A 20,831-nucleotide genomic window follows, 5' to 3' on the forward strand; every position below is an offset into this window, starting at 1 on the left:
ATCAGGCGGCCTGCTCGATCAGGCCCAGCTTCTCGGCCATGCCGATGCGCTGGATCTTGCCCGTGGCGCCCTTGGGCAGCTCGTCCAGGATCACCACTTTGCGCGGCACCTTGAAATCCGCAAGCCGCGAGGCGGCGAAATCGCGGATATCGCGCTCGGTCATTGTGGACCCTTCGGTCAGCACCACGGCCGCCGCGACCTCCTCGCCGAGCTTGGGGTGGGGCAGGGCGAAGGTGACGACCTGCGCGATCTCGGCATGGTCCAGCAGGATCGCGTCCACCTCCAGCGGGCTGACCTTTTCGCCGCCGCGGTTGATGATCTCCTTCAGCCGCCCGGTCAGGGACAGGTAGCCATCTGCGTCGAACGCCCCCTGGTCGCCGGTGCGGAACCAGCGCGCGCCCTCGGCCTCGAAGAAACTCTTGGCGTTGGCCTCCGGGTTGCCCTCGTAGCCCGGGGTGACGTTCGGGCCAGAGATGACGACCTCTCCGATTTCGGAACTGTCGATCAGCCGGTCCTCGGCCTCGTGGGCGATGCGGACCTGTGGACCGGCGGGCACGCCGACGGAGCCGGGCTTCTGCGTGTCGAAGCCCAGCGGGTTGGAGCACATCTGGTGCGCGGCCTCGGTCATCCCGTAGCCCTCGATCACCGGCGCGCCGAAGGTCTTCTCCAACTCGGCCATCACCGGCGGCGGCAAGGACGCCGAGGAGGACCGCAGGAAGCGCAGGTTCGCGCGCGCGATGATCTCCGCATTGCGGCCCGCCCGGGTCAGGATCGCCTGGTGCATGGTCGGCACGGCGGTGTACCAGGTCGGCTTGCAATCATCGAGCTGGCCGAAGAACGCAAGCGCGTTGAAGCCCGGGGTGCACCAGATCGACGCGCCCGCCTCCAGCGACGCGGACACGGCTGCGATCAGCCCGTGGATATGGAAGAGCGGCATGACGTTCATGCAGCGGTCCGCGGCCGTCAGGTCCAGCGAAGCGCGGATATTGGCCGCCGAGGCCGCCACGTTCGACTGCAGCAGCGGGACGATCTTGGGCCGCGAGGTGGTGCCCGAGGTGTGCAGGATCAGCGCCACATCGCCGGCCTCCGGGGCGGCGGTATCTGCCTCGCCCGCGCTGGCTTCGGCGGTCAGGGTGAAGGTGCCCGCGGGCCGCGCCGGATCGAAGGACAGTCGCAGCACGCACAGACCGGCGGTCTGCGCCGCGGCCAGCGCCGGGCCGTCATACCCCTCGGCCAGCACGATGGCCTTGGCGTTCAGGTCGCCGAGGTAGAATTCGTACTCTTCCTGCCGGTAGGCCGGGTTCAGCGGCGCGGTCGTGGCCACCTGCGCAATTGTCACGAAGGCCGACGCCATCTCCGGCCCGTTGGGCAGCACGATCGCCACCCGGTCGCCGCGCCCGACACCGGCGAAATGCAGCGCGGCCCGGGTCGCCTCGGTCTGGGCGCGCAGCCCGGCATAATCGAGCCAGCCCCGGTCGGGGGCGCCGATGGCGGGTGCTGCATCCGGATGGGTGGCAATCAGCTCAGAGACTGTCTGGGCCATGGTGGTCTCCCCTCGTCTTTCCTTGGGTCTTGTCGTCGTTTTTGCGATGGCATGGCGCGGACCCGCTCCCCCGGGTCCGGCCGAACTGTGTCGCGGTTACTTGACCGCCACAGGCTTCTTAGCCGGTTTTTTGAAGTACTTCAAAAGCGGCAGGAGGAAGAAGATCAGCGCCAGCACCATGAAGGTGGCCGAGAGCGGACGCTCGATGAACACCAGCACATTGCCTTGCTCCATCACCAGGCTCTGGCGGAAGCTTTTCTCCATCAGCGGCCCGAGCACCAGCGCCAGCACCAGCGGGGCCAGCGGGTAATCGGCCTTGCGCAGGATGTAGCCGAGGATGCCGAAGGCCGCGATCAGCCAGACATCGTGGATCTTCTGGGAGGGCGCGAAGCCGCCCACGATGCAGAGCACCACGACCACCGAGCAGAGCACCGTGAACGGCATCCGCAAGGCCCAGACAAAGAGCGGGATGAGTGCCAGGTTGATCAGCACCGCCGCCACATTGGCCGTATAGAGCGAAGAGATCATGCCCCAGACGAAATCCGGCTGTTCGATGAACAGCATCGGACCGGGCACCAGCCCCCACATCACCATGCCCCCGAGCAGCAGCGCCGTGGTGGGCGAGCCGGGAATGCCCAGCGTCAGCATCGGCAGCAGCGATCCGGTGGAGGCGGCGTTGTTTGCGGTCTCGGGGGCGGCGACGCCCTCGATCTCGCCCTTGCCGAAATTCTCGGACTTCTTCGACGTGGTGCGCGCGATCCCGTAGGCCATGAGCGCCGCGGGCGTGGCCCCGGCGGCGGGCAGCATGCCGACGAAGAAGCCCAGGAAGGATCCCATGGACATGGTCTTCCACAGCTTGTTCATCCGGCGCAGGCCCGCGCCCAGCTCGGAAAACGTGATCTTGGCCGCCGTGACCGTCGGCGATTTTTTCGACGTTTCAATGGTATAGAGGATCTCGCCGATCCCGTAGACCCCGATGGCCAGCACCAGGAAGGAGATGCCCGAATAAAACCCCGGCAGGTCGCCGAAGATCAGCCGCGGCTGGCCCGAGATCAGGTCGAGCCCCACGGTGCTGAGCACGAGGCCAAGGCAGATCATCACGATGGTTTTCAGCGCGTCGTCGCCGCCCAGCCCTACGAAGGTGGTGAAGGCCAGCAGCACGAGCGCGAATTCCTCTGCTGGTCCGAAGGCGAGCGCGAGATCCGCCAGCGGGATGGCGAAGGCGGTGAACAGGATGACCGAGATCGTCCCACCGATGAAAGACGCCACGGCCGCCGCGATCAGCGCCAGGCCCGCCTCGCCCTTCTGCGCCATGGGGCGGCCATCGAAGGTGGTGGCCACGGCAGTGGACGCGCCGGGTATCCCCAGCAGGATCGAGCTGACCGCGCCCCCGTACATCGCGCCGTAGTAAATGGCGCAGAGCAGGATGATCGCCGAGGCGGGCGGGACCACGAAGGTCAGGGGCAGCACGATGGCGACCCCGTTGACCGACCCGAGGCCCGGCATGGCCCCGATGAAGAGCCCGACCGTGACCCCGATCAGGACGATGAAGATGTTGAGCGGCGAGAGCGATGTGGCAAAGCCTTCAGCCAGAAGCGGGAAGATATCCATATCCGGGGGCCTTCAGAAGAAGATCGCGTAGAGCGGGATGAAGAGTGGCTCTGTGATCCCCTTGGGCAGCAGGATCTTGAGCGTGACCTCGAAGAAGAAGAACAGGAAGGTGGGCACCGAAACCGACAGAATCGCCGTCAGCTTCCAGCCGTGCCCGCCATAGATCGCGAGGTACCAGATCATGAAGAGGGGGATCGCCACGTAGGCGCCGACGATGGGCAGCAGGGCGATGGTGACCACCAGGGCGATGCAGACCGACAGGACCGCGCGGCGGGTGTCGGGGTCGAAGAAGGGTTCGGATGGTGCGGCGCTGCGCAGGGAGCGGATCAGGATCGCCCCCGACGCCAGCAGCATGATCCCCGAGAGCCAGAACGGAAACGCCCCGCCGCCCGGGCCCGCGAATTCGACCCAGCCGATCGGCAGGACCAGTGCGTGGTACATGAAATAGACAGACAGGCCCATCAGACCCATCGCGATGACGCTCTCGGCTTTCAGCATCCCCAACCCCTCGATTCAGCTGTTCTGTTCGTGAGAAACGCGGGCCGGAAATGCGGCCCGCGTTTCGTGACCGGCGTAGGGGATCAGGAACCGGTGCCTTCCATTTCCTGCAGGATCGCAGCGTGCTTGTCGCGCTCTTCCAGGAAGTACGCCTGCAGGGCATCCCCGGTCAGGAAGTCGGCCATCAGGGCCTTCTCCTGGGTGTAGGTCTGCCATTCCTCGGTCTGGGCGAGGCCCTCGAACATGGCGGTGTAATAGGCCACGGCCTCTGCCGGCATGTCCTTGGGCCCGACGAAGGAGCGCTGCATCCAGTAGACCAGGCTCTCATGGCCCAGTTCGGTCGCCGTGGGCACATCCGGGAAGACGGCCAGACGCTCGGGCGTGAAGGCCGCGATCGGGCGCACCTTGCCCGCCTGCCAGAAGCCCATCGCCTCGGACGGGTTGTTGACGGTGCTGTCGATATGCCCGCCCACCAGGTTCTTGGCCACTGTGCCGCCGCCGTTGAAGGGCACATAGGTGTGCTTGATACCGAATTCCTTCTCCAGCATCGCGGTCACGAGGCTGTCTTCCTGCCCGGTGCCGGTGCCGCCCATCTTCCACGCGCCGCCGGAGGCATTCACCGCCGCCACGTAGTCTTCGAGGGTGTAGATGTCGCTGTCGGCGTTGACCCAGAGCACGAAGGTGTCGAGCGCCATGCGTGCCAGCGGGGTGAACTCTTCGATGTCGACACCGATGTCGGTGCGGATCGGGGTGGTGTAGTAGCTGTTCAGCGTCGCCATGATGACATGGGAATCGCCTTCCTTGTCCTTGAGGTAGCGCAGCGCCTCGGCGCCGGAGCCGCCGCCCTTGTTGACCGGCAGCACCGGCATGGAGGCGAGGTTTTCCTTCTGGATGATCGACTGGAACAGACGCGCGAGACGGTCCGCGCCGCCCCCTTGACCGGCCATGATCACCATCTCGATCGGCTTGTTCGGCTTCCAGTCGTCGTCTGCGAAGGCGGGCAGCGCGATCGAGGTGGCAGCGGCAGTTGCGATCGTCAGTGCGACGCGGCGGGTAAAGTTCAGTGTCATCATGTTCCTCCCTGGTGACATCCTTGGGTCGGCCGTGTTCCGGAAGACCCCGGCTGCGGCGTGGGGCACTAGATGGCGCGCTTGGGACGAGATTTCACTGGATTTCGGGTTGGTATGTTATATGTCGAGATAACAGGTCAGAAATTTGTAATCTTGTAAGGTTTGCCATGCGCAAGACACTGGTGGGGCCCAGGCTCCGGGCCCTGCGGCGGGAACGCAAACAGACCCAGGCCGAGATGGCCCAGGCCCTCGGGGTGTCGCCGGCCTATGTGAACCTGCTGGAGAACAACCAGCGCAGCCTGTCGGTGCAGATGCTCATGGCGCTGACCGAGACCTACAACGTGGACTGGCGCGACCTGGTGAAGGACGACGCGGCCACGCAGCTGACCGACCTGCGCCATGCCATGCAGGACCCGGTCTTCACCGATGCCGCCCCGGACCTGACCGAGCTGCGCGCGGCCCTGGATCACGCGCCGAAGCTGGTCTCGCGGCTGCTGCAGCTCCACCAGGCCCATCGCAGCACGCTTGAAAAGGTGATGCGCATGGGCTCCAGCGGGGTGCTGCCGGACCTGACCGCGACCTCGCCCGAGACGATCATCCACGACTTCTTCCGCAACCACCGCAACCATTTCGACGAGCTGGAATGCGCCGCCGAGGCCGTGCGCGCCGAAATGCCGGGCCGGCCCGACGATATCTATGGCGACCTCAAGACGCGGCTCGCCACCCTGCACGGGATCACCGTGACCCTGGAGCGTGTCCACGACATGCCAGACAGCCTGCGGGTCTATGATGCGCCCCGCAAGGTGCTGCGGATCTCCGAGGCGCTGGACCATCCCAACCGCATCTTCCAGCTGGCCCATGTGCTGGGCCTGGTCGAGTTCCCCGACGTGTTCGACAGCCTGACCGCGGGGGCGGGGCTGCAGGAGGGCTCGGGGCTGGGGCGCTGCCGGGTGGAGCTGGCCAACTACTTCGCCGCCGCCCTGCTGATGCCCTATGACGAGATCCTGTCGCTGGCCGAGACGACACGCTACGACGTGGACCGGATCTCGGCGGCCTTCTCGGTCTCGTTCGAGCAGGTCTGCCACCGGCTGACCACCCTGCAGCGCGACGGGGCGAAGGGGGTGCCGTTCTTCTTTCTGCGGATCGACAAGGCGGGCAATGTGTCGAAACGGTTCAACTCGACCTCGTTCCACCTGGCCGAATATGGCGGGGCCTGCCCGGTCTGGAACATCCACAACACCTTCACCTCGCCCGGCGTGATCCTGCCGCAATTCGTGGAGCTTCCCGACGGGGAACGTTTCTTCACCATCAGCCGGACCACGGACCGCCCGGTCTTCAGCCGCGACACGCAGGAGCGCCGCCTCGCGGTGGCGCTCGGCTGCGAGATGAGCCATGCGGACCGGATCGGCTATGCCGCGCCCTACCGGGTGAGCGAGAAGGGGCTGTTCAGCAAGATCGGGATCAACTGCCAGATGTGCCCGCGCCAGAGCTGTTCCCAGCGCGCCCACCAGCCGCTCCACATGGATCTGCCGCTCGACACCAACCGGCGCGGGAACACCCGCTACGAAAGCTGATCTTCGGACCGAGGCTTCTCCGAAAAAGACGAATCGTGGCGCTCCCGCCCCCGGCCCGCGCCCCCTGTGGGGCCTTGTCCGGCGTTGGGCCCGGCGCCGCTGCGCGGCGGAAAACCTTCCCCGCGGGGAAGGTTTTTGTCCCATGTTCTCAAGGGGTTCACCGTACGTTGCCGTCACGAGATCTTAACTCGTTTCTGCGCCAACGCCCCTGACTTCATTTGTGCGAAAATACTCCGGGGGAGACGCGCGCAGCGCGGCGGGGGCAGCGCCCCCCTTCGGCATCGGCCCGGCACGGGCCGCAGGTATGCGCGCGCAGCGCGCGCCGCTGGATCACCGACCGCCGGAGATGTCGAGGATCGCGCCGGTGGTGTAGCTCGCCTCGTCCGACAGCAGGTGGAGGATCGCGCGGGCGACTTCTTCGGGCGTGCCCGGGCGCGCGAGCGGGACCGTGGGCGCGAGATCCCGGGCGCGATCGGGCAGGCCGCCCCTGGCGTGGATCCCGGTCTCGATGATGCCCGGGCGCACGGCGTTCACGCGAAGACCTTCGCCCGCGACCTCCAGCGCAAGGCCGCGGGTGAAGGTGTCGATCGCGCCCTTGGAGGCGGCATAATCCACGTATTGGCCCGGGGACCCAAGGCGGGCGGCGGCGGACGAGACATTCACGATCGCGCCGCCGGTCCCGCCATGGCGGGTGGACATGCGCCGCACCGCCGCCCCGGCCACGAGGATCGCACCGATGACATTGACCTGGAACATCCGGCTCAGGCGGGCGGCATCCATCTCGTCCACGCGGGCGGTGACATCGACGATGCCCGCGTTGTTGATCAGCCCGGTCAGGGGCGGGCAGTCCGCATCCAGCCGGGCAAAGAGCGCGTCGATCTGATCCGGGTCGCCCAGATCCGCCTGCAGGCAGGTGGTCTCGGCCCCCTCGGCGCGGGCCGCCTCGGCCACGGCCTGCGCCCCGGCGGCGTCGCGGTTGTAGTGCAGGGCGAGATGCAGGCCGGGGCGTGCGGCCAGCCGGGCGCAGGCGGCCCCGATGCCAGCGCTCGCGCCGGTGATGAGCAGGGTGGACATGGGGCCTCCGGTCCGCTGGGTCGGGTCAGGCCGCGAGGATGCGGCCGACCATTTCGGTCACGTCCCGGGAGAGCCCCGGGGTCGCTGCAATACGCTCCAGCTCCATCTTGATCAGCCGTTGGCGGTTGGTGTCGTAGCGCCGCCAGCTGTCGAAGGCGGTGGTCATGCGCGCGGCGGTCTGCGGGTTGACCGGGTCGAGCCGGATCAGCCAGTCCGCCAGCAACTCGTAGCCCTCGCCGCTGGGATTGTGGAACCCGGCGGCGTTCATGGTCAGCGCGCCGAGGGCGCTGCGAAAACGATTGGGGTTCTTCCAGTCGAAATCCGCATGCGCCGCGAGGGCCTTGCAGGCGCGCACGGCTTTCTCGGGCGGGGCGAGAGACACCTGCAGCGCGAACCACTTGTCCATCACCAGCCGGTCCTCGTGCCACTGCTCGTAGAAGGTGCCCACGGCGGCGCTGCCCTGGCCGATGATCAAAAGCGCCGAGAAGGCTGCCAGCTGTTCGGTCATGTTGTCGGCCGACAGGAACTGCGCCCGTGCCCGGTCGCCATTGTCGCGCTCGGACAAGAGGCGCAGGGCGGTGCCGCGCAGGGCGCGTCGGCCCGCGGCCTTGGCGTCGGGGGTATAGGGGCCGGGCACGGCCATGGTGTCGTAGAGCGCCGACAGGGTCGGCTCGGCATGGGCGGCGATGGCGCGGGTCAGGGACTGGCGCGCGGCGTGGATCGCGTCGGGGTCCGGGGTCACGCCGCTGGCATGGAGGGTCTGGGCGAGATCGTCTTCGGACGGGAGCGCCAGGGCCAGTGCCCGAAAGGCGGGATCGAGGCTGGCGTCCCCGGCCACGGTGGTGAGCGCATCGAGGAAGGCCTCGGAGGGGGCGGTGTCCTCGGTTACCATGGCGATCAGGGTGGATTTGGCCAGGCTGCGCCCGGCCTCCCACTTGTTGAACGGGTCCGTGTCATGGGCCAGCAGCAGGAGCTGGTCTTCGCGGCTGACCTCGTGGCGCAGGATCACCGGGGCGGAGAAGCCGCGCAGGAGGGACGGGACGGGCCGCTCCGGCAGATCGTCGAAGCGGAAGGATTGGGTGCGCTCGGTCAGCTCCAGCGTGGTGGAGGGGGCGAGTTCGCGCCCGTCGCGTCCCAGCAGCCCGACCGTGACCGGGATCACCTGGGGCGCCTTGTCGGTCTGGCCGGGGGTATCGGGGGTTTCTTGCCGCAGGGTGAGGGTGTAGGTGCCGTCCGAGAAGGCCTCGGCCACGTCGAGGCGCGGAGTTCCGGCCTGGGAATACCACAGCTTGAACTGGCTCAGGTCGCGCCCCGTGGCGTCCTCAAACACCGCGATCCAGTCCTCGATCGTGCAGGCCTGCCCATCGTGGCGCTCGAAATAGAGGTCGCAGCCTTTGCGATACGCCTCCGGCCCGATGAGAGTGCGCAGCATGCCGATCACCTCGGCTCCTTTTTCGTACACCGTGGCGGTGTAGAAATTGTTGATCTCGATATACTCCTCGGGGCGCACGGGGTGGGCCAGCGGGCCTGCATCCTCGCGGAACTGGCGGGCGCGCAGCATCAGCACGTCGTCGATCCGCTTGACCGCGTGGGAGCGCATGTCGCCGGAGAACTGCTGGTCCCGGAAGACGGTCAGCCCCTCCTTGAGGCAGAGCTGGAACCAGTCGCGGCAGGTGATGCGGTTGCCGGTCCAGTTGTGGAAATACTCGTGCGCGATGATGCCTTCGATCAGCTCGTAGTCGCGGTCGGTGGCGGTCTCTGGCGAGGCGAGGACGTATTTGGAGTTGAAGATGTTCAGCCCCTTGTTCTCCATCGCGCCCATGTTGAAGTCGTCCACGGCGACGATCTGGAAGATGTCGAGGTCGTATTCGCGGCCGTATTCGGTCTCGTCCCAGCGCATGGAGCGTTTGAGCGCATCCATGGCGTAGGCGCATTTGCCCTCGTCGCCGGGGCGGACCCAGATCCTGAGCGCGATGTCGCGGCCCGACCGGGTGGTGAAGCTGTCGTCCACCGACACGAGGTCGCCGGCCACCAGGGCAAACAGGTAGGCGGGTTTGGGCCAGGGGTCGGTCCAGCGGCCGTGGCCGGTGGGGTTGCCGTTGGACAAGAGCACCGGGGTGGAGCCGTCCTCGGCCGCGAGGATGCGCACATCGAAGGGTGCCATCACGTCCGGGCGGTCCGGGTAGTAGGTGATCTTGCGGAAGCCCTCGGCCTCGCACTGGGTGCAGTACATGCCCTTGGACATGTAGAGGCCTTCGAGGGCGGTGTTCTCGGCCGGCGCGATCTGCACCTCGCATTCCCAGGTGAAGGGGCCATCGGGCAGCAGGGCGGCGGGCACGGTCAGGCCCGTGGCGTCGGGGGTCACGGAGACCGGCGCGCCGTCGATGGCCGCGCGGATCAGCAGCAGGTCCTCGCCGTCGAGCCGCATGTCCGTGCCCGGTTGCAGGGGTGTCACCTTGAGCGTCGAGAGTACCCGGGTTGCCGTGGGGGCGAGGCTGAAGATCAGCTCCACATGGTCGATGCGGAACGGGTAGGGGGTGTAGTCGGCAAGGCGGATGGTCTGGGGGGCAGCGTCGCGCATGGGGGATCCTCGTGTGGATTTGGCAGCAGACTGCGAGGTTTCGCGGGGAATGGCCAGAGGCAGGCGGGCCGTGCAGGTGCGGATTCGGGATTTCCGACGGTGATGGGGAGGTTTGGGCGGTGCGATTTCTCGCGCCGGGTGCAGAGGGGGCTTGAGTGCGCGCGGGGCAGGTGAGAACATAGGGCGAACACGCGAGTCGGGACGGGCATGACACTGCAAGAGATCATGGCGTTGCATCTGGTCAATCTCGCCTTCGCGCGGGATCGGGCGGGGCGAATCTGCGTGGCGGGGACCGCTGCGCCCTGGCTGACACCGGAGTTGCGCGGGCGGGCGCAGGCGCTGGCGGCGGCGGGGGAGTTTGTCGCCCTGGAGGGGATGCTGGCGCGCAGCGTCTGGCGATATTCCGGCAAGCTGGGCGGGGTGGCGCGGAACGCGGGCGTCGATTTCCTGCTGCGCGATACCTGTGCGGAGTTGGGGCCTGCGGCGGCGAACGGGGTGTTGCAGCGCGCGCTGGGCGTGGCGGTGGACGGGCGGCTGAGCGCCGAGGTGCGCGCAGTTCTGGCCGGGGCGGAGGTGGAGCCTGCGCCGCTCTTGCGCGCACTGGATGCGGCCCGGCGGGCGGCGGGGTCGGATGCGGGGCGGGCGCGGGCGGCGGTGCGGCTGGCGCAGGCCTTCGCCCCGCGCGCCACGGCGCGACCCTTGACCGCCGTCGCGGCAGGCTAGGTTTTTGCCGGTGACCGATCCCGCCCCCATCCTTGTCTGGTTCAAGCGCGACCTGCGCGTGGCCGATCACCCGGCGCTGGCGCGGGCGGCCGCACTTGGGCCTGTCCTGCCGGTTTACATCGTGGAGCCGGAGTATTGGCAGCTTCGGGACGTCTCGGCGCGGCAGTGGGCGTTCACCCGGGAATGTGTGGCGGACCTGTCGCGGGAGCTTGCGGCGCTGGGCGCGCCCTTGCGGATCGAGACCGGAGAGGCGGTCGCGGTGCTGGAGCGGCTGCGCGCCGCGCACGGGATCACCCGGATGATCAGCCATGAGGAGACCGGCAATGGCTGGACCTATGCTCGCGACCGGGCAGTGGCCGATTGGGCGCGCACGCAGGGCGTGGCCTGGGAGGAGTTGGCGCAATCCGGGGTCGTGCGGCGGCTGAACGGGCGGGACGGCTGGGCGCGCACGCGGGACCGGTTCATGGCACAGCCGCAGGTGGCGGTGCCCGTGCTGCGCGGTGTCGATGGCGGGGGCGGGGCCTTGCCCGATGCGGCGGCGCTGGGCCTTGCCGACGATCCCTGCCCGGGGCGGCAGCGCGGCGGGCGGGATGAGGCCTTGTCCCTGATGGGCGGGTTTCTGACCGAGCGGGGCCGGACCTACCGCGCGGCGATGGCCAATCCGCTGGACGGGGCGGAAGCGTGCTCGCGCCTGTCGCCGCACCTGGCGCTCGGCACCCTGTCGGGGCGGGAGGCGGTGCAGGCGGCGGCGGTGCGCATGGCCGAGGTGAAGGGCACGCGGGACGGCTGGATCGGGGCGATGAAGAGCTTCGAGGCGCGGCTCGCCTGGCGCGATCACTTCATGCAGAAGCTGGAGGATGCGCCGCGGCTGGAGCATGCGTGCCTCCATTCGGCTTATGAGGGGTTGCGGCCCGCGGTGCCGGACCCGGTGCGTCTGGCGGCCTGGGCCAAGGGGGAGACGGGATTGCCCTTCGTCGATGCCTGCATGCGGTCGCTGATCGCCACGGGGTGGCTGAATTTCCGGGCGCGTGCGATGCTTGTGGCGGTGGCGTCCTATCACCTGTGGCTGGATTGGCGCGCCTCCGGCACGATCCTGGGGCGGTATTTCACCGATTTTGAACCCGGTATTCACTGGCCGCAGGTGCAGATGCAGTCGGGGACCACGGGGATGAACACGGTGCGGATCTACAACCCGGTCAAGCAGGGGCATGACAACGACCCCGAGGGCGTGTTCACCCGCCGCTGGCTGCCGGAACTTGCGGGAGTGCCGGACCGCTACCTGCAGGAGCCGTGGCGCTGGGAGGGGGCGGGCACGGTTCTGGACCGCGCCTATCCCGCGCCGATCGTGGAGCCCAAGGCCGCGGCGGCGGCGGCCCGCGACAAGGTCTGGGCCGTGCGGCGCGGAGAGGCGTTTCGCAGCGAGGCCGCCCGGGTGGTCGAAAAGCACGCCAGCCGGAAGGACGCGCAGGGGCGGTTCGTCAATGACCGCGCCCCGCGCAAGACCCGCCGCCGGGCGCCGAAGGCCCCGCCGGGGCAGATGAGCCTCGACCTGTGATGGGGCGGATGCGCAAGAAATCCGACCTGCCGACCAAGACGTGTGTTTCTTGCGGTTTGCCCTTCGCCTGGCGCAAGAAATGGGCGCGGCATTGGGAGGCCGTGAAATATTGCTCCGACCGCTGCCGCCGCGCCGGGGCCGCCCCGGTTTCAGGCAAGGCACAGTCCAAACCGTAACAAAGTTGCGCGTGGGCGCAGTTTGCCGGGTCATGGTCCTTTTTCCCGACCAATTTTGCGAAGTCTTGTTGCCTATCGGAAACTTTTTCCCTAATTCGTCCACCATCGCATACGACAGAATACAGGCCGCGCCCGGGTGCGGTCGGCCCCGACGAAGGAGTGACGGTATGAAACGGGTAGAGCGCGCAGGTCTGCAGGTGGCCCCCGAGCTTGTGGAGTTCCTCGAAACGCAGGCGCTGCCGGGCACGGGTGTGACCGCGGCGGCGTTCTGGGAGGGGTTGTCGGCGCTGGTCCATGAGGAAGGGCCGACCAACCGGGCGCTGCTGGCCAAGCGCGCGGAGTTGCAGCGCAAGATCGATGCCTGGCATGTCGCGCGCAAGGGCCAGCCCCATGACGCGGCGGCCTATGCGGCGTTCTTGCGCGAAATCGGCTACCTTGTGCCGGAGCCCGAGGATTTCGAGATCGACACCGCCAACGTGGATCCGGAGATCGCGACCATTCCCGGCCCGCAGCTTGTCGTGCCGATCACCAATGCGCGCTATGCCCTGAACGCGGCGAATGCGCGGTGGGGGTCGCTCTATGACGCGCTTTACGGCACGGATGCCCTGGGCGATCTGCCGTCGGGCAAGGGGTACGATCCCGAGCGCGGGGCGCGGGTGATGGCCTGGGCGCGGGATCACCTGGACCATGCGGCCCCGATTGCGGGCGTGTCCTGGGCGGATGTCACGCGGATCGACGTGGCCGATGGGGCGCTGGAACTGGTGGCGGGCGATCTGCGCCCGCTGGTCGATCCGGCGCAATTCGCAGGCTACACCACGGGGCCTGCGGGCGATGTGACCTCGGTGCTGCTGCGCAAGAACGGGCTGCATCTGCGGGTGATGATCGACCCCACGAGCCATATCGGCGCGGCGGATCCGGCGGGGATTTCCGACGTCATCATCGAGGCGGCGATCTCGGCCATCATGGATTGCGAGGACAGTGTCGCGGCGGTGGATGCCGAGGACAAGGTGCTGGCTTATGGCAACTGGCTGGGCCTGATGAAGGGCGACTTGTCGCAAGAGGTGACCAAGGGCGGCAAGAGCTTCACCCGGGCGCTGGCCCGGGACGTGGTGGCGACCGCGCCCAATGGCGACCGGCTGGTGCTGAAGGGGCGGGCGCTGATGCTGGTGCGCAATGTCGGGCACCTGATGACCAACCCGGCGATCCTGGATCGCGACGGGGCGGAGATCGGCGAGGGGCTGATGGATGCCATGGTCACCACGCTGATCGCCATGCACGATCTGGGCCGTGCGGGGGGCAACTCGGTCCACGGGTCGGTCTATGTGGTCAAGCCGAAGATGCACGGGCCCGAAGAGGTCGCCTTCACCGACCGGATCTTCACCCGGGTGGAGGCGGCGCTGGGGCTGCCGGCGAACACGGTCAAGATCGGGATCATGGACGAGGAGCGGCGCACGAGCGCGAACCTCAAGGCCTGCATCCATGCGGCCCGGTCGCGGGTGGCGTTCATCAACACGGGCTTCCTCGACCGCACGGGCGACGAGATCCACACTTCGATGGAGGCGGGGCCGGTCCTGCCCAAGGGCGAGATGAAGGGCACGGCCTGGATCGCGGCCTACGAGGATCGCAACGTGGATATCGGTCTGGCCTGCGGGCTCAAGGGTCGGGCGCAGATCGGCAAGGGCATGTGGGCGATGCCGGATTTGATGGCGGATATGCTGGAGGCCAAGATCGGGCACCCGATGTCGGGGGCGAACTGTGCCTGGGTGCCGTCGCCGACCGCGGCCACGCTGCACGCGACCCATTACCACAAGGTGGATGTGTTCGCGCGGCAGGACGAGATTGCCGCGGGCGGGGCGCGCGGGACGCTGGAGGACTTGCTGACCATTCCCTTGCTCGAAGGCCGCAGCCTGAGCGCGGCGGAGATTGCGGCGGAGGTCGAGAACAACGCGCAGGGCATTCTCGGCTATGTTGTGCGGTGGATCGACCAGGGGGTGGGCTGCTCCAAGGTGCCGGATATCCATGATGTGGGACTGATGGAGGACCGGGCGACCTGCCGGATCAGTTCGCAGGCGCTGGCCAACTGGCTGCATCACGGGATCGTCTCGGAAGAGCAGGTGATGGGGGCGCTGCGCAAGATGGCCGCGGTGGTCGATCAGCAGAACGCGGGCGATCCGGCTTACCGGCCCATGGCGCCCGGCTTCGACGGGATCGCGTTTGCGGCGGCCTGCGACCTGGTGTTCGCCGGGCGGGAGCAGCCTTCGGGCTATACCGAGCCGGTGCTGCATGCGCGGCGGCTGGAGCTGAAGGCCGCGCTGGTCGCGCCCGAGGCGCTCAGGGCCTGACAGACCGCCCTTCGACCCAGACGCAGGCCTTCGGGCCTGCGCCCATTTTGCGCGCGCCGCGCCTCAGCAGGAACAAACAGACCATGATCAGCATTCGCAAAGCCCGCACCATCATCAAGAGCGCCCTGGCCAAGGGCAAGGAGATGGAGCTCAAGCCCCTCAGTGTCGTCGTTCTGGACGCGGGCGGCCACCCGATCGCCTTCGAGCGGGAGGATGGTGCCAGCCCCGGTCGGTTCGAGATCGCGCGCGGCAAGGCTTATGGCGCGGTCATGCTGGGCCTGCCGGGCTCGGCGCAGATGGCGCGGGCGGAAAACCAGGCCTATTTCATGGGGGCGATGAACGGCGCGTTCGGCGGCAAGGTCGTGCCGGTGCCGGGCGGGGTCCTCGTGAAGAACCGCAAGGGCGAGGTGATCGGCGCCGTGGGCGTGACCGGCGACACCTCGGAGAACGATGCCGAGGCGGCCGTCGCGGGGATCGAGGCGGCGGGGCTCTTTGCCGACGCCTGAACGGGCTGTGCGGTGCGCTCGGCCCGGTTGTGCGCGCCTGTCCCTCGACCCGGTCACGCATCTGTCATATATGCGGGGCAGGTACATGTTTCTCGCAGGATCCAAATGTCGCGTCCGGTCGTCGGAATTATTGGCAACTCCTACCTGATCAATGACGAGTATCCGGCCCATGCCGGGGGCTCGATGAACTCCTGCGCGGTCAGCAAGGTGGCGGGCGCGATCCCGTTCATCGTGCCCACGGACCCGACGCTGGTGAGCGTGGACGAGCTTCTGGAGGTCTGCGACGGTTTCGTGCTGACCGGGGCGCGGGCCAATGTGCATCCCGAGGAATACGGGCATCAACCCACCGACAAGCATGGCGATTTCGACCGTGACCGTGACCGGATCACGCTGCCGCTGGTGCGGGCCTGTGTCGAGCGGGGCCAGCCGTTTCTCGGCATTTGCCGGGGATTTCAGGAGGTCAACGTGGCCATGGGCGGCACGTTGCATCCGGAGATCCGCGAATTGCCGGGACGGATCAATCACCGGATGCCGCCGGAGGGCACGCTGGAAGAGAAGTTCGAGATCCGCCAGACGGTGACGGTGTCGCCTGGCGGGCCGTTCGCGCGGGTGTTCGGCGCCACGCAGGTGCGCACCAACACCCTGCACGGCCAGGGGATCATGGACCCCGGCACGCGGGTGGTCATCGACGGGCATGCGGAGGACGGCACACCGGAGGCGATCTACATCGCTGATGCGCCGGGCTTCACCCTGTCGGTGCAGTGGCATCCGGAGTGGAACGCGGATCGGGACCCGGTGTCGCGGCCGCTCTTCACGGCATTTGGCGAAGCGGTGCGGGCCTGGGCCGATGGGCGCCGCCCGGTGGCGGTGGCACGGTCCGCCTAGGTCACCTTGTTGCGGCTGCGGTAGGCGGGATCGTCCCAGAGCCGCCCCTCGATCACCTGTGGGAAGCGCTCGATGGCCGTGTCGATGTCGCCCGCATCCAGGTAGAGCGGCGTGAGGCCGAAGCGCAGGATGTCCGGCGCGCGAAAATCCCCGATAACCCCTTGGGCGATCAGCGCCTGCACCATGGCGTAGCCGTTCGGGTGGGCGAAGGCGATCTGGCTGCCGCGCCGCGCGGGGTCCATCGGGGTGAGGCGGCGCAGATCGGGGCAGACGGCCTCGAACCCCGTGGCCAGCCGGTCGGCCAGGGCAATGGCGCGGGCATGCAGGGCCGCGATGTCCACCCCGTCGAAGATGTCGAGCGCGGCGTCGAGCGCGGCCATTTGCAGAACCGGCGGGGTGCCGATGCGGAACCGGGCGCGTCCGGGGCCGGGGGCATAGTCCGGCGCGAAGTCGAAGGGCGCGGCGTGGCCGAGCCAGCCTGCGAGGATCGGGCGGGTGATTTCAGAATGATCGGGGCGGGCGTAGAAGAACGCGGGCGCCCCGGGCCCGCCATTGAGGTACTTGTAGGTGCAGCCCGCGGCGAAATCCGCGTTGCAGCGTGTCAGCGCCACGGGCAGGGCACCGGCGGAATGGGCGAGATCCCACAGGGTCAGCGCGCCGACCCCGTGGGCCTGGGCGGTAAGCGCGGCCATGTCGTGGCGCGCGCCGCTGCGGTAATCGACCTCGGTCAGCATCAGCACCGCCACCTCGTCGGTCAGGGCGGCGGGGATCTCGGTTGCGGGCAGGGCGCGCAGAACGTGACCTTGGCCGAGCGCGTCGATCAGGCCCTGGGCCATGTAGAGATCGGAGGGGAAGTTCCCGGCCTCGGTCAGGATCACCTTGCGCCCGGGCCGCAAAGAGAGCGCGGCGGCCAGGCCCTGAAACACGCGGATGGACAGCGTTTCGCCCACGGTCACCGTGCCGGGCGCCGCGCCGATCAGTGGCGCGATCCGGTCGCCGAGCCGGTCGGGCTGATCCATCCAGCCCGCCTCGTTCCAGCCGCGGATCAGCATCGCGCCCCATTCCGCCTGCATCGCGCGCGCCACGGCGGCCTTGGCCCCGCGCGGCAGGGGGCCGAGCGAGTTGCCGTCGAGATAGATCACGCCCTCGGGCAGATCGAATGCGTCGCGTCGCAGCATGGGTGTGTCCTCCTGCAGGGGGCTGTGGCGCGATGGGGCGGCAAATGCAACCGGGGCGCAGCTGTGCGAATTGGCGCTGGACTTGATATTCACAAAATGGAATGTTTTTCGGGAGGAGGAGACATCATGCCCAAATTGCCCCTGCTGCTGGCCTGTGCCACGGCGTTGGTCGCGTTTCCGGCGCTTGCGAGCGAGGATATTCCCGACCAGTACCCCCAGAGCCCGCTCTATTCCAAGCCGGTCGAGGTGATCCCCCATGTCTGGTCCGCGATCGGGGCGACGGCACCGCCGACCTATGAGAATGCAGGCCATAACAACAATCTGAGTTTCATCGTCACCGATGAGGGGGTTGTGGTGGTCAATGGCGGGGCTTCGGCGGAACTGGCCGAGGCGCTGCACGCGGAGATCAGGGGGATCACCGATCAGCCCGTCTTGCTGGTGATCAACGAGAACGGGCAGGGGCACGCGATGCTCGGCAATTCCTACTGGCGAGACGAGGGGGTGGAGATCCTGGCCCATGCGGACGCCGCCGCCGAGTTCGAGGAATACGGCGCGCAGATCCTGGAGGGAATGATCCGCTATAACCGCGACCGGGCGGAGGGCACGCGCCTGGTCAGCCCGGACAGGACGTTCGAGGAGCGCGAGGTGATCGAGCTGGGCGGGGTGCGGATCGAGGTGCTGCATCTCGGGCCGGCGCATAGTCCGGGCGACGTGCAGGTCTGGCTGCCCGACTGGGAGATCGTGATCGCGGGCGACATCGCGTTTCACGAGCGGATGCCGCCGATTTTCGGCGACACCGTGACGGCAGACTGGATCGAGACCTGGAAGACGGCCTTCGAGCCGCTGGGCGCCACGTATGTCATCCCGGGGCATGGGCATCCGACCAACATGGCGCAGGTGCGGCGGTATACCCATGACTACCTCGTCTACCTGCGCGGGCAGATCCGGGCGCATCTGGATGCGGGCGGGGACCTGGCGGGGGCCTATTACGTGGACCAGACGCCCTATGCCCATCTCGACACGTTCGAGGAACTGGCGACGCGGAACGCGGGCCGGGTCTTCGAGGAGATGGAGTGGGAATAGCCGCGCGCCGGGCCGGGCTGCGGGGGCCCTTGAGGGCGGGGTGCGGCGTGACGCATCGGCCTTGGCTGCGCGCATCTTGACGCAGCACGCGGGGTGCAGGGGCGCGGATGGCTGCATCAATTCCGGCGGCGCGGCCCTCTGGTATCCTTGGGCGGGTCTGCTATCACCGCGGCAGGGGCACATGAGGGAGCGGCCATGCTTGAGCGGTTGAAGGAACTCAGTCTGGAACAGGCGCTGGACATCCCGCCGCTGTGGCTGCTGATTTGCGTTCTGCTGGGCTGGGCGCAGGCGCGGTTCGTCCCGGTCGGGCCGCCAGGCGGGCCGATCACGGATCTTCTGGGCGGTCTTCTGGTAGGGGGCGGTATCCTGCTGATCCTGCTTGCGGTGCTGGAATTCCGCAAGCATTCCACCACGATAGTGCCCCACCTGACCCCCGATACCCTGATCACCGAGGGCATTTTCAGCCGGACGCGCAATCCGATCTACCTGGCGGATGTGCTGATCCTGACGGGGCTGCTGCTGCGTTGGGAGGCGTGGCTGTCGCTGCCGCTGGCGGCGGTTCTGGTGCTGGTGCTGGAACGCCGTTTCGTGCGGGCCGAGGAGCAGCGGGCGCTGGAGACCTTCGGTCCGGCCTTCGAGGCCTATTGCGCCCGCACCCGTCGGTGGCTGTGACCGGGGATGGGTATGTATACCGGCGTATGCACCTGCCGCTAGGGAAGCCATGGGTGATGCATAGGGGGGCGTCTTTGGATGGTGGCGCTATCACCCTGTTGCGGCCGCATAAATCCGTCTGTTAAGAGGCGGTTTGAACACTGGGCCCGGCTGGGCTGATAAGGGGAAAGGATATTACGTGAAGATCGGGGCACCGAAAGAAATCTTCCCTGGCGAGAACCGCGTTGCGATGACGCCGGACTCTGCGGTTCAGCTGCAGAAGCTTGGATACGAATGTGTGATCGAGACCGGCGCCGGTGCGGCGGCCGGGTTCTCGGACGAGGCGTACACCGCCCAGGGCGTGACCATCGCCAAGACCGGGGCGGCCTTGTTCAAGGAGGTGGACATCGTTGCCAAGGTGCGCCCGCCCTCGGAGGCCGAGGCCAAGCGTCTGCGCAAGGGGCAGTTGCTGATCAGCTTCTTCTATCCGGCGGCCAATGAGGCGCTGATGGAGCTGGCCAAGGACAAGGGCGCATCGGTCATCGCCATGGACATGGTGCCGCGGATCTCGCGCGCGCAGAAGATGGATGCGCTGTCGTCGATGGCGAACATCGCGGGCTACCGGGCCGTGATCGAGGCGGGCAACAATTTCGGACGGTTCTTCACGGGCCAGATCACCGCCGCCGGCAAGGTGCCCCCGGCCAAGGTGCTGGTCGTCGGTGCCGGTGTCGCGGGTCTGGCTGCGATCGGGACTTCGACGTCCCTCGGTGCGATCACCTACGCCTTCGACGTGCGGCCCGAAGTGGCCGAGCAGGTCGAATCGATGGGGGCGGAGTTCGTCTTCCTCGATTTCGAGGAAGAGCAGCAGGACGGGGCCGCCACGGGCGGCTATGCCTCCGTCTCCAGCCCGGAATTCGCGGCGGCACAGCTCGCCAAGTTCCGCGAGCTTGCGCCGGACATGGATATCGTGATCACCACCGCGCTGATCCCGAACCGCGAGGCGCCGGAGCTGTGGACCAAGGACATGGTCGAGGCGATGAAGCCCGGCTCGGTCATCGTGGATCTCGCCGCCGAGCGCGGCGGCAACTGCAAGCTGACCGTCAAGGACGAGAAGATCGTCACCGATAACGGCGTGACCATCATCGGCTATACCGACTTCCCGAGCCGGATGGCCGCGCAATCCTCGACGCTTTATGCCACGAACATCCGCCATCTGATGACGGATCTGACCCCCGAGAAGGACGGTCAGACCAATCACAACATGGAGGACGACGTGATCCGCGGGGCGACGATCACCCATGCGGGCGAGATCACCTTCCCGCCGCCGCCGCCCAAGGTGGCGGCCATCGCGGCCAAGCCGAAGGAAAAGGTCAAGGAAAAGACCCCCGAAGAGATCCGCGCCGAAGAGGTCGCGGCCTTCAAGGCGCAGACCAAGCAGCAGGTGATCCTGCTGGGCGTCGGCGCGGCGCTGGTGCTGAGTGTCGGGCTGATCGCGCCGGCAAGCTTCATGCAGCATTTCATCGTCTTCATCCTGTCGGTCTTCATCGGCTTCCAGGTGATCTGGAACGTGGCGCATTCGCTGCACACGCCCCTTATGGCGGTGACCAACGCAATTTCGTCGATCATCATTCTCGGCGCGCTCATCCAGATCGGGTCCAGCTCGCTGCTGATCACCGTGCTCGCCGCGGCGGGCATCTTCATGGCCTCGGTGAATATCTTCGGCGGCTTCCTCGTGACACGGCGCATGCTCGCCATGTTCCAGAAATCCTAAGGAGCCCGGA

17 protein-coding genes are annotated in these 20,831 nt (G+C 67.6%); 10 read left to right on the forward strand and 7 right to left on the reverse strand.

The window, feature by feature from the left end; translation table 11 throughout:
* Position 1: 1 nt before the first annotated feature.
* The 4 genes from PVW48_RS04855 to PVW48_RS04870 all read right to left on the reverse strand — a co-directional run bounded on the left by PVW48_RS04855 (position 2) and on the right by PVW48_RS04870 (position 4,722).
* Complete coding sequence (locus PVW48_RS04855; RefSeq protein WP_274580515.1) at positions 2-1,543, reverse strand: acyl--CoA ligase; 1,542 nt, start codon at positions 1,541-1,543, stop codon at positions 2-4.
* A gap of 96 nt (positions 1,544-1,639) precedes the next feature.
* On the reverse strand, positions 1,640-3,154 hold the full coding sequence (locus PVW48_RS04860; protein ID WP_274580516.1) for a tripartite tricarboxylate transporter permease: 1,515 nt from the start codon (positions 3,152-3,154) through the stop codon (positions 1,640-1,642).
* A gap of 12 nt (positions 3,155-3,166) precedes the next feature.
* Complete coding sequence (locus PVW48_RS04865; RefSeq protein ID WP_012177891.1) at positions 3,167-3,652, reverse strand: tripartite tricarboxylate transporter TctB family protein; 486 nt, start codon at positions 3,650-3,652, stop codon at positions 3,167-3,169.
* An 83-nt stretch (positions 3,653-3,735) separates the two neighbouring features.
* The gene (locus PVW48_RS04870) at positions 3,736-4,722 is read right to left on the reverse strand and encodes a tripartite tricarboxylate transporter substrate binding protein (protein ID WP_012177892.1); all 987 of its coding nucleotides are present in this window, start codon (positions 4,720-4,722) and stop codon (positions 3,736-3,738) included.
* Positions 4,723-4,889: 167 nt separating this feature from the next.
* Here PVW48_RS04870 and PVW48_RS04875 point away from each other — a divergent pair, with 167 nt between their 5' ends.
* Positions 4,890-6,296 carry a helix-turn-helix domain-containing protein gene (locus PVW48_RS04875; RefSeq protein WP_274580517.1) on the forward strand — a complete coding sequence of 469 codons (1,407 nt, stop codon included), beginning with the start codon at positions 4,890-4,892 and terminating at the stop codon, positions 6,294-6,296.
* A gap of 330 nt (positions 6,297-6,626) precedes the next feature.
* Here the strand turns inward: PVW48_RS04875 and PVW48_RS04880 are convergent, their stop codons facing one another.
* Both PVW48_RS04880 and pepN read right to left on the reverse strand, forming a co-directional pair.
* Complete coding sequence (locus PVW48_RS04880; RefSeq protein ID WP_274580518.1) at positions 6,627-7,370, reverse strand: SDR family oxidoreductase; 744 nt, start codon at positions 7,368-7,370, stop codon at positions 6,627-6,629.
* 25 nt (positions 7,371-7,395) lie between these two features.
* Positions 7,396-9,951 (reverse strand): aminopeptidase N, encoded by a 2,556-nt coding sequence (pepN, locus tag PVW48_RS04885; RefSeq protein ID WP_274580519.1) that lies wholly within the window; start codon positions 9,949-9,951, stop codon positions 7,396-7,398.
* A gap of 207 nt (positions 9,952-10,158) precedes the next feature.
* Between pepN and PVW48_RS04890 the strand changes: the two genes are divergently transcribed.
* The 6 genes from PVW48_RS04890 to PVW48_RS04915 all read left to right on the forward strand — a co-directional run bounded on the left by PVW48_RS04890 (position 10,159) and on the right by PVW48_RS04915 (position 16,138).
* Entirely contained in the window at positions 10,159-10,674 is a 516-nt protein-coding gene (locus PVW48_RS04890; protein WP_274580520.1) for a hypothetical protein, read from the forward strand.
* Between the two features lie 10 nt (positions 10,675-10,684).
* Positions 10,685-12,229, forward strand: a complete 1,545-nt coding sequence (locus tag PVW48_RS04895; RefSeq protein ID WP_274580521.1) for an FAD-binding domain-containing protein — start codon at positions 10,685-10,687, stop codon at positions 12,227-12,229.
* A gap of 8 nt (positions 12,230-12,237) precedes the next feature.
* Entirely contained in the window at positions 12,238-12,405 is a 168-nt protein-coding gene (locus PVW48_RS04900; protein ID WP_338020462.1) for a DUF2256 domain-containing protein, read from the forward strand.
* A 167-nt stretch (positions 12,406-12,572) separates the two neighbouring features.
* Entirely contained in the window at positions 12,573-14,747 is a 2,175-nt protein-coding gene (locus tag PVW48_RS04905; RefSeq protein ID WP_274580523.1) for a malate synthase G, read from the forward strand.
* A gap of 83 nt (positions 14,748-14,830) precedes the next feature.
* Positions 14,831-15,253, forward strand: a complete 423-nt coding sequence (locus PVW48_RS04910) for a GlcG/HbpS family heme-binding protein (RefSeq protein ID WP_012177900.1) — start codon at positions 14,831-14,833, stop codon at positions 15,251-15,253.
* A 105-nt stretch (positions 15,254-15,358) separates the two neighbouring features.
* On the forward strand, positions 15,359-16,138 hold the full coding sequence (locus PVW48_RS04915; protein WP_012177901.1) for a gamma-glutamyl-gamma-aminobutyrate hydrolase family protein: 780 nt from the start codon (positions 15,359-15,361) through the stop codon (positions 16,136-16,138).
* Here PVW48_RS04915 and kynU read toward each other — a convergent pair.
* The gene (gene kynU, locus PVW48_RS04920) at positions 16,135-17,316 is read right to left on the reverse strand and encodes a kynureninase (RefSeq protein WP_274580524.1); all 1,182 of its coding nucleotides are present in this window, start codon (positions 17,314-17,316) and stop codon (positions 16,135-16,137) included. The two genes, PVW48_RS04915 and kynU, sit on opposite strands and share 4 nt — an antisense overlap.
* A gap of 126 nt (positions 17,317-17,442) precedes the next feature.
* On the opposite strand from kynU, the gene PVW48_RS04925 reads away from it, so the two are divergent.
* From PVW48_RS04925 to PVW48_RS04935, 3 genes are all read left to right on the forward strand, one after another.
* Entirely contained in the window at positions 17,443-18,399 is a 957-nt protein-coding gene (locus PVW48_RS04925; protein WP_274580525.1) for an MBL fold metallo-hydrolase, read from the forward strand.
* Positions 18,400-18,594: 195 nt separating this feature from the next.
* Entirely contained in the window at positions 18,595-19,071 is a 477-nt protein-coding gene (locus tag PVW48_RS04930) for a methyltransferase family protein (protein WP_274580526.1), read from the forward strand.
* 178 nt (positions 19,072-19,249) lie between these two features.
* Positions 19,250-20,821, forward strand: coding sequence for a Re/Si-specific NAD(P)(+) transhydrogenase subunit alpha (locus tag PVW48_RS04935; RefSeq protein WP_044027656.1), 1,572 nt, complete (start codon positions 19,250-19,252; stop codon positions 20,819-20,821).
* Positions 20,822-20,831 lie beyond the last annotated feature (10 nt).

The sequence above is a fragment of the Dinoroseobacter sp. PD6 genome (assembly GCF_028807315.1).
In the GTDB taxonomy this organism is placed as follows: domain Bacteria; phylum Pseudomonadota; class Alphaproteobacteria; order Rhodobacterales; family Rhodobacteraceae; genus Dinoroseobacter; species Dinoroseobacter shibae.

Bases quoted from the DNA above. Each gene is read 5' to 3' on its own strand.
- PVW48_RS04910 (WP_012177900.1), top strand. From the start codon at position 14,831: ATGATCAGCATTCGCAAAGCCCGCACCATCATCAAGAGCGCCCTGGCC.
- PVW48_RS04860 (WP_274580516.1), bottom strand. From the start codon at position 3,154: ATGGATATCTTCCCGCTTCTGGCTGAAGGCTTTGCCACATCGCTCTCG.
- PVW48_RS04890 (WP_274580520.1), top strand. From the start codon at position 10,159: ATGACACTGCAAGAGATCATGGCGTTGCATCTGGTCAATCTCGCCTTC.
- pepN (WP_274580519.1), bottom strand. From the start codon at position 9,951: ATGCGCGACGCTGCCCCCCAGACCATCCGCCTTGCCGACTACACCCCC.
- PVW48_RS04915 (WP_012177901.1), top strand. From the start codon at position 15,359: ATGTCGCGTCCGGTCGTCGGAATTATTGGCAACTCCTACCTGATCAAT.
- kynU (WP_274580524.1), bottom strand. From the start codon at position 17,316: ATGCTGCGACGCGACGCATTCGATCTGCCCGAGGGCGTGATCTATCTC.
- PVW48_RS04925 (WP_274580525.1), top strand. From the start codon at position 17,443: ATGCCCAAATTGCCCCTGCTGCTGGCCTGTGCCACGGCGTTGGTCGCG.
- PVW48_RS04880 (WP_274580518.1), bottom strand. From the start codon at position 7,370: ATGTCCACCCTGCTCATCACCGGCGCGAGCGCTGGCATCGGGGCCGCC.
- PVW48_RS04900 (WP_338020462.1), top strand. From the start codon at position 12,238: ATGCGCAAGAAATCCGACCTGCCGACCAAGACGTGTGTTTCTTGCGGT.
- PVW48_RS04870 (WP_012177892.1), bottom strand. From the start codon at position 4,722: ATGACACTGAACTTTACCCGCCGCGTCGCACTGACGATCGCAACTGCC.
- PVW48_RS04905 (WP_274580523.1), top strand. From the start codon at position 12,573: ATGAAACGGGTAGAGCGCGCAGGTCTGCAGGTGGCCCCCGAGCTTGTG.
- PVW48_RS04875 (WP_274580517.1), top strand. From the start codon at position 4,890: ATGCGCAAGACACTGGTGGGGCCCAGGCTCCGGGCCCTGCGGCGGGAA.
- PVW48_RS04930 (WP_274580526.1), top strand. From the start codon at position 18,595: ATGCTTGAGCGGTTGAAGGAACTCAGTCTGGAACAGGCGCTGGACATC.
- PVW48_RS04865 (WP_012177891.1), bottom strand. From the start codon at position 3,652: ATGCTGAAAGCCGAGAGCGTCATCGCGATGGGTCTGATGGGCCTGTCT.
- PVW48_RS04855 (WP_274580515.1), bottom strand. From the start codon at position 1,543: ATGGCCCAGACAGTCTCTGAGCTGATTGCCACCCATCCGGATGCAGCA.